At 66.4% G+C, this 12,530-nt stretch carries 8 protein-coding genes; 4 read left to right on the top strand and 4 right to left on the bottom strand.

Going from position 1 to position 12,530, the window contains the following annotated elements; translation table 11 throughout:
- Positions 1–2,130, bottom strand: a complete 2,130-nt coding sequence (gene hemDX / locus NG900_RS16410; RefSeq protein WP_252682389.1) for a fused uroporphyrinogen-III synthase HemD/membrane protein HemX — start codon at positions 2,128–2,130, stop codon at positions 1–3.
- Positions 2,131–2,145: 15 nt separating this feature from the next.
- Positions 2,146–3,162: a hydroxymethylbilane synthase gene (gene hemC / locus NG900_RS16415; RefSeq protein WP_252682391.1), complete on the bottom strand. Its 1,017-nt coding sequence runs from the start codon at positions 3,160–3,162 to the stop codon at positions 2,146–2,148.
- A 107-nt stretch (positions 3,163–3,269) separates the two neighbouring features.
- On the opposite strand from hemC, the gene ppc reads away from it, so the two are divergent.
- Complete coding sequence (ppc, locus tag NG900_RS16420; protein WP_252682393.1) at positions 3,270–6,275, top strand: phosphoenolpyruvate carboxylase; 3,006 nt, start codon at positions 3,270–3,272, stop codon at positions 6,273–6,275.
- 76 nt (positions 6,276–6,351) lie between these two features.
- On the opposite strand, the gene NG900_RS16425 is transcribed toward ppc, so the two are convergent.
- The gene (locus NG900_RS16425) at positions 6,352–6,957 is read right to left on the bottom strand and encodes a ferritin-like domain-containing protein (RefSeq protein ID WP_252682396.1); all 606 of its coding nucleotides are present in this window, start codon (positions 6,955–6,957) and stop codon (positions 6,352–6,354) included.
- Positions 6,958–7,166: 209 nt separating this feature from the next.
- On the opposite strand from NG900_RS16425, the gene NG900_RS16430 reads away from it, so the two are divergent.
- The 3 genes from NG900_RS16430 (at position 7,167) to argH (ending at position 10,036) form a co-directional block, all read left to right on the top strand.
- The gene (locus NG900_RS16430) at positions 7,167–7,814 is read left to right on the top strand and encodes an RNA polymerase sigma factor (protein ID WP_252682397.1); all 648 of its coding nucleotides are present in this window, start codon (positions 7,167–7,169) and stop codon (positions 7,812–7,814) included.
- Entirely contained in the window at positions 7,814–8,533 is a 720-nt protein-coding gene (locus NG900_RS16435; protein ID WP_252682399.1) for an anti-sigma factor, read from the top strand. Before NG900_RS16430 ends, NG900_RS16435 begins: the two co-directional genes overlap by 1 nt.
- An 87-nt stretch (positions 8,534–8,620) precedes the next feature.
- Positions 8,621–10,036 carry an argininosuccinate lyase gene (gene argH, locus NG900_RS16440; protein ID WP_252682401.1) on the top strand — a complete coding sequence of 472 codons (1,416 nt, stop codon included), beginning with the start codon at positions 8,621–8,623 and terminating at the stop codon, positions 10,034–10,036.
- A gap of 193 nt (positions 10,037–10,229) precedes the next feature.
- Here argH and NG900_RS16445 read toward each other — a convergent pair whose 3' ends face one another.
- Positions 10,230–12,509, bottom strand: a complete 2,280-nt coding sequence (locus NG900_RS16445; protein ID WP_252682403.1) for an arginine/lysine/ornithine decarboxylase — start codon at positions 12,507–12,509, stop codon at positions 10,230–10,232.
- Positions 12,510–12,530: the final 21 nt, after the last annotated feature.

A 12,530-nucleotide genomic window follows, 5' to 3' on the forward strand; every position in this document is an offset into this window, starting at 1 on the left:
TCACTCCTTGCCCTGACCGCGCACGGCGGCAAGGCTGTCGGCCAGCGTCGGTACCTGCAGCGTGCCGGCCGTGGTGCGCACTTGCGCCAACTGGTTCTGCACCGTGGTCACGCGCGAAGACTGCGTATCGAAATAGCGCGCGAGCAGCGCATCGGCGCGGCCCAGATCAGCGCGGAACACCGCGTCGTTGCGCGAGAGCAGCGCCAGGCGCGCGTTCATCAGCCGCAGCTTCAGGTTTTCACGCAGGAACCACGCCTGGTCGGAAGACAGCAGCAGCGCCTCGGTCTGGTCAACGCGGCGCACCTGCACGATCTGGCCCAGTTCACCACGCACGTCGCCCCACAGGCGGCCCCACCAGGCGCGCACGCCGGCGGACCAGCCCGCGTTGGTGGATGTCGAAGCGGCCGGTTCCGATGCGGCAGCAGCGTGAGCCTTGGCACTCTTCGTCGACTTTGCGGCAGCGTGCGGCATCTGTGCGGCCACCTCTGCATCCAGCGGCTGAGCCGACGAGATGAGCGGCAGCGTATCGACCGCGTTGATGGCGTCATCCAGGCGCAGCGCGGCGCCGGCCAGATCAAACGACGGCATGGCCTTGAGCTTGGCCATGTCACGCGAAACAGCGCGGCGCACGGCGTTGAACTGCGGCTTGTCGAGCGTGGCCAGGCGCGCGTCGACGGCTTGCAGTGTCGCCAGCGCACCGGCCACGTTGCCAGTCAGTTGAAGCTGCTCGGCCGTGACCTCGAGCGATCGCTGGATCTCGGCGCGCTGCCAGTCGTCGCGATTGCGCAGCAGATCCTGGTTGGCTTGTTCGAGCGCGGCCTGCCGGTCGCGGGTTTCCGTGGTGCGGGCATCCAGCGCGCCGAACTTCTGCTGCAACTGGGCAACCGAATCCTGATCCGCACGCGAGAGCACGCGCATCTCCTGCGCCAGAGCGTCATTCTGCTGCCCGCGCTGGCGGATATCACGCGCGAGGCGCTCGTTGCGCACCTGCAGCGCAGCGACTGCCGCCACAACCACCACCAGCACGACCCAGATCAGCCAACTGCCGCGGCGCGGTGCAGGGTCGACAGCCTGGGCGGATGTGGAAGCGACCGGTGCGGCGGCGGGCGTCGGGGCCGGGCTCGGCTTGGTGGCCTCGGGTGCGGGCGTCGAACCGGCAGCGGGGGCTGAAGCGGAAGCGGACGAGGAAACGGGAGTCTGCGTCACAGTGGAAGAAGAAGGAGACAGGTTTGATTCAGCCGACGCCGCTGCTGGAGCGTGCGCGGATGCTGGTGTCGGTGCAGACACGGGGCCTGCCCAGACCAGCACGCTGGCGAGCAGGCGGTCGTCGCCCGCGCCGGTGAGCGTGACGTCGCGGAAGCCCAGCGCCGTGGCCTGTTCGACGATGCGGGCATGCGAGGCGAAGCACGGCGCGCCATGCAGCGCGTCCAGATCGGCCGGCGAGAGGTTGGCGCGAGCCAGCTCGTCGAGATTGCGGACGGCCTCGGAGCTGGTAAGCGTCCAGGCGTGGCGGCCGGATAGCACGGCACGCAGCGCGAGCCATGCGGCGGCATCAGGCACGGGTACGCTGCGGCGATAGGCCTCTACGGTGCGCACCAATGCGCCGGCTTCGCGCAGTTGGTCGGCCAGCCACTCGCGGCCGCCATTGCCACGCACGATCAGCACCTCGCGGCCGGCAAGCGACGGCACATCGAGCCGCGTGTACAGCGCTTCGGAATCCTGGCGGGCATCGTCGGCGTGCGTATCGGGCTGGATCACGCGATGCGCGGGTGGCGCGACACCGTGCGTGGCCAGCGCCAGCGCACTCGCAGGGCCCACCACGGCCACCGGCACTTCCTGCGGCCAGCGGAAGCCCTCCGGCATGGCGGCAAATGCCTGCTGTACGGCGTTTGGGCTGACGAACACGACCAGCGCATAACGCGACGGATCGCTCAGCGCGGCACGCAGATCATCGAGATTGGGCGTCGGCGCGATGTCGAGCAGCGGGAACTGGTGCGTGCGCAAGCCGTGGCGCTCCAGCGCCGCCACCAGCATGGGCGCTTGCGCGCGCGGACGCGTGACCACCACGACGGGCGGATCGGCGGGTGGCGCGCTGGGTGAGGGCGATGACAGTGGCAAGTGATCGTCCATGGCGTGCCGTTGGAATCAGGTTGCGGGTGGGGCGTCGGCGCCCAGCATGGCGAGGATGTCGCGCGCGCCGCCGTCCAGCATCTGCTGGGCAACGCGCACACCCAGTGCGTCGGCTTCGGCCAGCGTGGCCGGCGTGGCCTCGCCATCTGCGGCGAGCTTGCGGGTGCCGTCCTGCGAGGCAACAAAGGCGCGCAGGCGCAGCGTACCGGCATCCGACCACTGCGCAAACGCGGCCAGCGGCACCTGGCACGACCCGCCGAGGATGCGCGAGACCGCGCGTTCTGCCGTCACGGCCAGCGCAGTGGGCACATGGTGCAGCGGCGCGAGCCAAGCCTGCACGTCGGCCCGGTCGGCGCGGATCTCGATACCGAGCGCGCCCTGCCCCGCCGCCGGCAGCGATTCTTCCGGCGCGATGGTCGAGCGGATTCGGTCAGCCAACCCCAGGCGCTTGAGCCCCGCCGCCGCCAGGATGATGGCCGCGTAGTCGCCACGATCAAGCTTGCCCAGGCGCGTATCGAGATTGCCCCGCAGCGGCTGGATGACCAGATGCGGAAAACGCGCCCGCAACGAAGCCTCGCGGCGCAGGCTGGAGGTACCCACCACGGCGCCGGCAGGCAGTGAGGCCAGATCGGCGTACTGGTTGGAAACGAAAGCGTCGCGCGGGTCTTCACGTTCCAGAAGGGTCGGCAGCGCGAAGCCTTCCGGCAGCTCCATCGGCACATCCTTGAGCGAATGGACGGCCAGATCGGCACGCCCTTCGGCCAGCGCGACTTCCAGCTCCTTGACGAACAAGCCCTTGCCGCCCACCTTGGCGAGCGAGCGGTCGAGAATCTGGTCGCCGCGGGTGGTCATTCCCAGGATGGACACGTCGCACGCGGGATAGTATTTTTGCAATGCAGCACGCACGTGTTCGGCCTGCCACAGAGCGAGCCGGCTTTCGCGCGAGGCAATGACCAGCTTGGTCGGCGCCTGGGCTGCAGGAGTCGTTGCAAGCTGGGATTCGACGGGAGTCGGGTGGGTAGCGGAAGACATGCGGCAATGGTAGCACGCAGCTTTTTCGCCACAGACCGGCTATCACGTTGAAGTGATGCACAAAGAGGGCCGTTCAGGCACCTTACCGATCCAACCTAGGAGACACCATGACGCAGCCCGCCGCGCGCCGCGCTTCCTCGCGCGCGACCCCCGCCCGCAAGGCTTCCGCCGCCCCCGCCAAGACCACCAAAGCGATCAAGGTCATCAAGACCGCCAAACCCGCCGCCAAGCCGGTGGCCAAGGCCAATGGCGCGGACCAGGCTAACGGCGCATCACTTGGCGTCACCTCCCGTCGTTCGTCGGGAAGCGCGGCCGCCAAGGATCAGCCGCTGAAAGAGGACATCCGCTTCCTCGGGCGCCTGCTGGGCGACGTGCTGCGTGACCAGGAAGGTGGCACCGTCTTCGAAACGGTCGAAACCATCCGCCAGACCGCGGTGCGTTTCCGTCGCGACGGCGACCGCCAGGCCGAGCAGGAACTCGACCGCCTGCTCAAGGCGCTCTCGCGCGAGCAGACCAACTCCGTGGTGCGTGCGTTCAGCTACTTTTCGCACCTGGCCAACATTGCCGAAGACCAGCACCACAACCGTCGCCGTCATGTGCACGCGCTGGCCGGCTCGCCGCCGCAGCCGGGCAGCATGATGCGCGCCCTGCTGTCGGTGGCCGATGAAGGCGTCTCCGGTGAAGCGCTGCGCCAGTTCTTCGATGCCGCGCTCATCGTGCCGGTGCTCACCGCCCACCCGACCGAAGTGCAGCGCAAGAGCATCCTCGACGCGCAGCGCGAGATCGCTCGCCTGCTGGCCGAACGCGACACGCCGCTCACCGCGCGCGAGCGCGAGCGCAACACGAAGCTGCTGCGCGCGCACGTGACCAAGCTGTGGCAGACCCGCATGCTGCGCACCACGCGGCTGATGGTGGCCGACGAGATCGAGAACGCGCTGTCGTACTACCAGACCACCTTCCTGCGCGAGATTCCCGCGCTGTACCGCGAGCTGGAAGAGGACATCGCTTCCGTGTTCCCGCGCCGTGGCGCACGCGGCGAGCCCGCACCGCTGCCGGCGTTCTTCCAGATGGGCTCATGGATCGGCGGCGACCGCGACGGCAACCCCTTCGTCACCGCGGCAACCTTGCGCGACGCTGCACGCAAGCAGGCGAGCGTGATCCTCGCGTGGTATCTGGAAGAGATCCACGCGCTGGGTGCAGAGCTGTCGATGTCCACCTCGCAGGTGGACGTAAGCGCCGAACTCCTGACGCTGGCCGAGCAATCACCCGACCGCTCCGAGCATCGCGCCGACGAGCCCTATCGCCGCGCGCTGATCGGCGTGTACGCACGCCTGGCCGCCACCTGCCGCGAACTGACCGGCGAAGATGCCGGCCGCCACGCCGTGGGCCCGGCCCCGGCGTACACGAACGCAGAAGAACTGCGCGCTGACATCCAGACCGTCATCGATTCACTGGCGGCCCACCACGGCGAGGTGCTGGCCGATGCGCGGCTGGCATCGCTGGCGCGCGCGATTGACGTGTTCGGCTTCCACCTCTCGTCGATCGACTTGCGGCAGGTGTCGGACGTGCACGAAGCGACCGTCGCTGAGCTGCTGAAGGTGGCGGGTGTGGAAGGCGCGTATGCCGCGCTGTCCGAGGCCGACAAGCGCACGCTGCTGCTGCGCGAGCTGCAACAGCCGCGCCTGCTGACGCTGCCGTTCCACACGTACAGCGAGCAGACCACGCAAGAGATCGACATCTTCCGCGCCGCGCGCGAGGTGCGTGCCCGCTACGGCAACCGCATCGTGCGCAACTACATCATCTCGCACACCGAGACGCTGTCCGACCTGCTCGAAGTGATGCTGCTGCAGAAGGAAGCGGGCATGTTCCGCGCGAACGCCAACGGCGCTGGCGTCGGACTCGACGTGATGGTGATCCCGCTGTTCGAAACCATCGAAGACTTGCGCAACGCCCCACAGATCATGGGCGACCTCCTCGCCCTGCCCGGCTTTGATGCCGTGCTGGCCGCACAGGGCAACGAGCAGGAAGTCATGCTCGGCTATTCGGATTCCAACAAGGACGGCGGCTTCCTCACCTCCAACTGGGAGCTGTACAAGGCCGAGCTGGCACTGGTGGAGCTGTTCGAGCGCAAGGGCGTGCGCCTGCGCCTGTTCCACGGCCGTGGCGGCACGGTGGGCCGTGGCGGCGGCCCGACCTACCAGGCCATCCTGTCGCAGCCGCCGGGCACGGTGAACGGGCAGATCCGCCTGACCGAACAGGGCGAAATCATCTCCAGCAAGTTCGCCAACCCCGAGATCGGCCGGCGCAACCTGGAGACCATCGTCGCAGCCACGCTGGAAGCCACGCTGCTCCCCACGCGTAACCGACCGAAGGGTCTGGAAGAATTCGAAGCCGCCATGCAGGCGCTGTCGGACAACGCCTTTGCCGCGTACCGCAACCTCGTCTACGAAACCCCGGGCTTCAAGGACTACTTCTTCGCCACCACGCCGATCACCGAGATTGCCGACCTGAACCTCGGTTCGCGTCCGGCCTCGCGCAAGCTGATGGACAAGAAGCACCGCCGCATTGAAGACCTGCGCGCGATTCCGTGGGGCTTCTCGTGGGGACAGTGCCGCCTGCTGCTGCCGGGCTGGTTCGGCTTCGGCAGCGCCGTGCAGCAATGGCTGGACGATGCCGGCAACGCCAAGGCCCGCGCCGCGCGCCTGGCTACGCTCAAGCGCATGCACAAGCAGTGGCCGTTCTTTGCGAACCTGCTGTCGAACATGGACATGGTGCTGTCCAAGGCCGATCTGAACGTGGCCTCGCGCTACGCGCAGCTGTGCGACGACCGCAAGCTGCGCAACGCAGTGTTCTCGCGCATCTCGGCGGAGTTCACGTTGACCGAGCAGGTGCTGGCAGCCATCACCGGCCACACTGAGCGGCTGGCCGACAACCCGCTGCTGGCACGTTCGATCAAGAACCGCTTCCCGTACCTGGATCCGCTGAACCACTTGCAGGTGGAACTGCTCAAGCGCTTCCGCTCGGGCAAGGCCGGCAGCGACGATGCGCGTGTACGGCGCGGCATCCACCTGTCGATCAACGGGATTGCCGCTGGGTTGCGCAACAGCGGCTAACGCCTTCGCAAAAAAAAACCGCCACGCCGTAACGAGCCGCCGGCGTGGCGGTCCAGCAAATCCCTGCTGGTGACAGTCAGGCGAGAAAAGCAACCGGCACAGGGTCGTCACCCAGCACCGAAAGCAACACCGCCCAGTGCATCGCCTCGTCGCCCATGATGCTGGCGGCGGCCTTGGTCAGATCCCGCGTGTAGAAATTCGGCATCACGCCCAGGTAAGCCGAAGTCGCTCCCTTCTCCAGCCCGGCCGCAAAGCGCAGCACGTCGGCCTGCGTTTTCAACTGGCTGACCGGGAAGTTGTATTCCGCCACCTTCTTTTCCATCACCGGCGTGCCCCCGAGCTTGGACACGGTGCCGGCCAGCACCGACGCATGCGCCTTGTGGTGGCCCTGAAACTTCACGGCCGTCGCCAGTACCGGCTTTTGCAGCAGGCCGCTTTCCGCGCCCACCTGATATGCGGCGATGGCCTGGTACTCCAGCCCGAGCGCCACATTCAGGATGTTGATGTCGTCCTTGACGCTGCCCGACTGGGTCTGCGCCCAGGCCGGCATCGACTGCCCCAGCGACACCGCCGCCAGCGAACCCAGCGCCATCAGCCCCGGCGCGCGCAGCAGCACGCGGCGGCGCGCGTCGATGCGGGGGCCGTCACCGTCGAACAGATCCATTTCTTTGCTCGTATCCATCGTCGTTCTCCTTGCATGTGGGGAAGAAGCACGACCCGCGTACTACCGTGGTGCGGATCGCCGGCGTTGTCCAGCGCCTGACCGCTTATACGGAGCGCACGCCCGATTGGATGCACACCGGATGCAAACCGCTACGCCGCCCACGTGAATTCCCCCCGCGACCGCCGTTTCTTCCTACACTTTGGGCAGAACGCTCCACAACGCCACCCGTGCTCACTTTCCAGCGCACCGCCGCAGACCACGCCGAACAAGACAGCCGCCCGCCGCAGGCGGTTGCAGCAGGCCGCCCGCAAAGCGCCGATGCCGAAGAGCTGGCTGCGCTGCTGCAACGCATCGGCCTGGGCGAGCGCGACGCCCTGCGCACGCTCTACACACGCTGCGCACCGAAACTGTTTGGGCTCGCGCTGCGTATCTTGGTCAGGAAGGACTGGGCCGAGGACGTCTTGCAAGAAAGCTTCGTCAACATCTGGCGCCATGCCGGCGATTACCGCCCGCACCTGGCCGCCCCCATGACGTGGATGACCACCATCGTGCGCAACCGTGCACTCGATTGCCTGCGCCGACAGCATGCCGAACGCGTGCAGGAATCCGTGCCGCTGGACGACACCTACGCCGAGGTCCTGGCCGACCACGCTCCCGGCCCGGCCGACTTGGCGCTCGCCGGCCAGCAGGCCCGTGCGCTGGCGGAATGCCTCAAGCGCCTGGACCCGAAACAGCGCGAGGTCGTGTCGCTGGCCTATCTGCGTGATCTTTCGCACAGCGAGCTCGCGCAAGCCCTCTCGCTGCCGCTCGGCACGGTCAAATCCTGGATGCGGCGCGGGCTGGACCGCCTGCGCGAATGCCTGGGAGCACCCTGATGGACCCACGCCGCCACCCCGACCTCGTCGACAAGCTGGCCGCCGAATACGCGGTCGGCACCTTGCGGGCGGGCGCACGCCGCCGTTTCGAGCAGATCATCCGCCGCGACGACACCGTGCGCGCCACGGTCGAGCGCTGGCAGCGCTACCTGGCCGACCTGCCTGCCTTGCAGCCGGCCACGGCGCCGCTGCCCGAAATTCTCTGCCGCGTGGAAGCGCAACTCGGCTGGCGCGAACTTCCACCCCCGCAGACAACGCTTTGGCAGAAGCTGTGGCAAGGCGCCGGTTTCTGGCGCGGCGCCACGGCGGTGGCGGCGGTCATCGCGGCGGTGGCGGTCGGGTTGAACCTCAGGCTGTCGCAGCAATTGCGCGAGGCACCCGTCGCCAACGCCGTGGCCGTGCTGCAGGACGCGCAGGCGCAGGCCGCCGTCCTCGTCACCTGGGATGCGCGCACTGGCACGCTGTCGCTCAAGCGGCTGGATGCGACGCCGCTCACCACGGAACAAGCGCTGCAACTCTGGGCGTTGCCGCCCGGCGGGAAGCCGAAGTCACTTGGCGTAATCGGGCATCAGCGCGCGGTCCGGCTGACCGTGGCGCAACCGCTGCAGCAAGTACCCGCGCTCGCCATCAGCGTGGAGCCGCGCGGCGGTTCGTCCAACCCAGACGGGCCGACAGGGCCAGTGGTCTTCAAGGGCGCGCTGATCGACAGCACGCTGTAGCCCCAAAGGGGCGAGACGATATAATTGCGGTTTCCTGAATTTTGCGGCTGGCACCCCTCGCCGGCCGCCTCCTCCAGCTGTCCGCCCATGACCTCCCAACTCGCCAAGAAGGCCGAAGCGTGGTCCGCCCGCTTTAACGAGCCGGTGTCCGATCTCGTCAAGCGCTATACCGCGTCGGTGTTCTTCGACAAGCGCCTCGCGCTGTTCGACATCCAGGGCTCGCTCGCGCACGCGGCCATGCTCGCCAAGCAGGGCATCATCGCCGAGGCCGATCGCGCCGCCATCGAGAAAGGCATGGCGCAGATCCGCCAGGAAATCGAAGCCGGCACGTTCGAATGGAAGCTGGACCTGGAAGACGTGCACCTGAACATCGAAGCGCGTCTGACCGCCATGGCGGGCGATGCCGGCAAGCGCCTGCACACCGGCCGCTCGCGTAACGACCAGGTCGCCACCGACATCCGCCTGTGGCTGCGCAGCGAGATCGACAACATCGTCGGTCTGCTCAAGGCCCTGCGCGGCGCGCTGCTGGATCTGGCTGAGCAGCACACCAACACCATCGTCCCGGGCTTCACGCACCTGCAGGTCGCGCAACCGGTAGTGTTCGGCCACCACCTGCTGGCCTACGTTGAGATGTTCACGCGCGACACCGAGCGCATGCTCGACGCCCGCAAGCGCGTCAACCGCCTGCCACTGGGCGCCGCCGCGCTGGCCGGCACGAGCTACCCGATCGACCGCGAATTCGTCGCACAGCAACTCGGCTTTGACGGCGTGTGCCGCAACTCGCTGGATGCCGTGTCCGACCGCGACTTCGCCATCGAATTCTGCGCTGCGGCCGCGCTCGTCATGACGCACATCTCGCGCTTCTCTGAAGAGCTGGTGCTGTGGATGAGCCCGCGCGTGGGCTTTATCGACATTGCGGACCGCTTCTGCACCGGCAGCTCAATCATGCCGCAGAAGAAAAACCCCGACGTGCCCGAACTGGCGCGCGGCAAGACCGGCCGCGTCAATGGTCACCTCATCAGCCTGCTCACGCTGATGAAGGGCCAACCGCTGGCCTACAACAAGGACAACCAGGAAGACAAGGAACCGCTGTTCGACACGGTCGACACCGTGGTCGACACGCTGCGCATCTTTGCCGACATGGCGACGGGCATCACCGTCAAGGCCGATGCCATGCGCGCCGCTGCGCTGCAGGGCTACGCTACCGCCACCGACCTGGCCGATTACCTCGTCAAGCGCGGCCTGCCCTTCCGCGATGCGCACGAAGCCGTGGCCCACGCCGTGCGTGCCTGCGACGACCTGCGCTGCGACCTGGCCGATCTGTCTGTCGCACAACTGCGCGACATCAGCGGCCTGGGCGACAAGGCCAACCTGATTGGTGATGATGTGCACGCCGTGCTGACGCTGGAAGGCTCGGTCGCTTCGCGCAATCACATTGGCGGTACCGCGCCGGAGCAGGTCAAGCAGGCGATCGCCGTTGCACGCGCTGCACTGGCTGACTAATCTGCCGCACGCTCCAAACAAAAACGCCGCGCTGATTCAGCGCGGCGTTTTTTTATTTGCTCTCTGCTACTTGGGAAGATGCCGAAAAGCGTAGCGAGCGGCTCAAGGTTGGTTCGAGAAGCGCAGCCGTACACGGGTACGGCGAGCATCGCAGAGCCAAGATTGAGCCGCGCAGTAGCTTTGCGGCGTGTTCCTAGCGCACGCAGTCGACGAAATAGCCCATCTTGCCGTCGATTTCCTCTTCGACAAGCCCGTGGATATCCGTCTCAAAGCCCGGGAACAGCTTGTTGAACTCACGCGCAAACTGCAGGTACTGCACGATCGTCTTGTTGAAGCGCTCGCCCGGAATCAGCAGCGGAATACCCGGCGGATACGGCGTCAGCAGGATGGCGGTGATGCGGCCTTCCAGGTCATCGATGGCCACGCGCTCGGTTTCGCGGTGGGCCATCTTGGCCCAGGCGTCCGACGGTTTCATCGCCACTTCCATGTTCGACAGGTACATCTCGGTCGTCACGCGGGCCACATCGTTGGCCTGGTAGACACTGTGGATGCTGTCGCACAGCTCGCGCAGGCCAATGCGTTCGTACTGCGGATACTGGCGCACGAACTCCGGCAACACGCGCCACAGCGGCTGGTTGTTGTCGTAGTCGTCCTTGAACTGCTGCAGCTCGGTCACCATCGAGTTCCAGCGGCCCTTGGTGATGCCGATGGTGAACATGATGAAGAACGAATACAGACCGGTCTTCTCGACGATGATGCCGTGCTCGGCCAGATAGCGCGTCACGATGGCGGCCGGAATGCCCGAATCGCTGAACTTGCCGTCCACGTCCAGCCCCGGGGTGATGATCGTGGCCTTGATCGGGTCGAGCAGGTTGAAGTCTTCAGCCAGGTTGCCGAAGCCGTGCCAGCGCTCGTTGGCCTTGAGCATCCAGCCTTCGCGGTCTTCGATGCCTTCGTCCGACAGGTCGTTCGGGCCCCAGACCTTGAACCACCAGTCGTCGCCCTTTCCATTGCCGCCATTCGTGCCGACGTATTCCTGCTCCACCTTGCGCATGGCGCGGCGGAAGTCCAGCGCTTCGGCAATGCTCTCTTCCACCAGCGCGGTGCCGCCCGGCGCTTCCATCATCGCGGCGGCCACGTCGCACGACGCGATGATCGAGTACTGCGGGCTCGTCGACGTGTGCATCAGATACGCCTCGTTGAAGCGGTACGTATCGAGCTTGCGCGTCTCGGAATCCTGCACAAGGATCTGCGAGGCCTGCGACAGACCGGCCAGCAGCTTGTGCGTGCTCTGCGTGGCGAACACCAGCGCATCCTTGCTGCGCGCACGGCCGTGGCCGATGGCGTGCATGTTCTCGTAGAACGGGTGGAACGACGCGTGCGGCAGCCAGGCTTCGTCAAAGTGCAGCGTGTCGATTTCGGTCGACAGCATGTTCTTGATCATCTCGGCGTTGTACAGCACGCCGTCGTACGTACCCTGCGTGATGGTCAGGATGCGCGGCTTCTTGTTCTTGGCCTGACTGGCGAACGGGTGATCGGCGATCTTCTTGGCAATCGTTTCCGGCTCGAACTCGCTCTTCGGGATCGGGCCGATGATGCCGAAGTGGTTGCGCGTCGGCATCAGGAACACGGGAATCGCGCCCGTCATCATGATCGCGTGCAGGATCGACTTGTGGCAGTTGCGGTCCACCACGACGATGTCGCCGGGCGCCACGTTGGCGTGCCACACCATCTTGTTCGACGTGGACGTACCGTTGGTCACGAAGAACATGTGGTCCGATCCGAAGATGCGCGCGGCATTACGTTCGGACGCGGCCACCGGGCCCGTGTGATCAAGCAACTGGCCGAGTTCTTCCACCGCGTTGCACACGTCGGCGCGCAGCATGTTCTCGCCGAAGAACTGGTGGAACACCTGGCCCACCGGGCTCTTCAGGAACGCCACGCCGCCCGAGTGCCCCGGGCAGTGCCACGAATACGAGCTGTCCTGCGCGTAGTCGATCAGCGCCTTGAAGAACGGCGGCGGCAGCGAGTCCAGATAGTTGCGTGCTTCACGGATGATGTGTCGGGCCACGAACTCCGGCGTGTCCTCGAACATGTGGATGAAGCCGTGCAGCTCGCGCAGCACGTCGTTCGGCAGGTGGCGCGAGGTGCGCGTTTCGCCGTACAGGAAGATGGGGATGTCCGCATTGCGGCGGCGCACTTCAGCGACGAAGCTACGCAGGTTTTCAACCGCTTCCGGTTCCGGCTTGTCGCTGTCCGGGTTGATGAACTCGTCGTCGTCGATCGAGACGATGAAGGTCGACGCGCGGCTCGACTGCTGCGCGAACGAGGTCAGATCACCATAGCTGGTGAGGCCCGTGACCTCCATGCCCTCTTGCTCGATGGCCTGGGCCAACGCGCGAATGCCCGACCCGGAGACGTTCTCGGAGCGGAAGTCCTCGTCGATGATGATGACGGGAAAGCGGAATTTCATCGTGGTTCCTTGACAGATGAA

It is taken from the genome of Ralstonia soli, from assembly GCF_023955655.1.
GTDB classification, from domain to species: Bacteria; Pseudomonadota; Gammaproteobacteria; order Burkholderiales; family Burkholderiaceae; genus Ralstonia; species Ralstonia soli.

What these genes read in the sequence shown, in the direction of transcription:
- argH (WP_252682401.1), top strand. Translation starts at nt 8,621, where the DNA reads ATGACCTCCCAACTCGCCAAGAAGGCCGAAGCGTGGTCCGCCCGCTTT.
- hemC (WP_252682391.1), bottom strand. Translation starts at nt 3,162, where the DNA reads ATGTCTTCCGCTACCCACCCGACTCCCGTCGAATCCCAGCTTGCAACG.
- NG900_RS16445 (WP_252682403.1), bottom strand. Translation starts at nt 12,509, where the DNA reads ATGAAATTCCGCTTTCCCGTCATCATCATCGACGAGGACTTCCGCTCC.
- NG900_RS16435 (WP_252682399.1), top strand. Translation starts at nt 7,814, where the DNA reads ATGGACCCACGCCGCCACCCCGACCTCGTCGACAAGCTGGCCGCCGAA.
- ppc (WP_252682393.1), top strand. Translation starts at nt 3,270, where the DNA reads ATGACGCAGCCCGCCGCGCGCCGCGCTTCCTCGCGCGCGACCCCCGCC.
- NG900_RS16425 (WP_252682396.1), bottom strand. Translation starts at nt 6,957, where the DNA reads ATGGATACGAGCAAAGAAATGGATCTGTTCGACGGTGACGGCCCCCGC.
- hemDX (WP_252682389.1), bottom strand. Translation starts at nt 2,130, where the DNA reads ATGGACGATCACTTGCCACTGTCATCGCCCTCACCCAGCGCGCCACCC.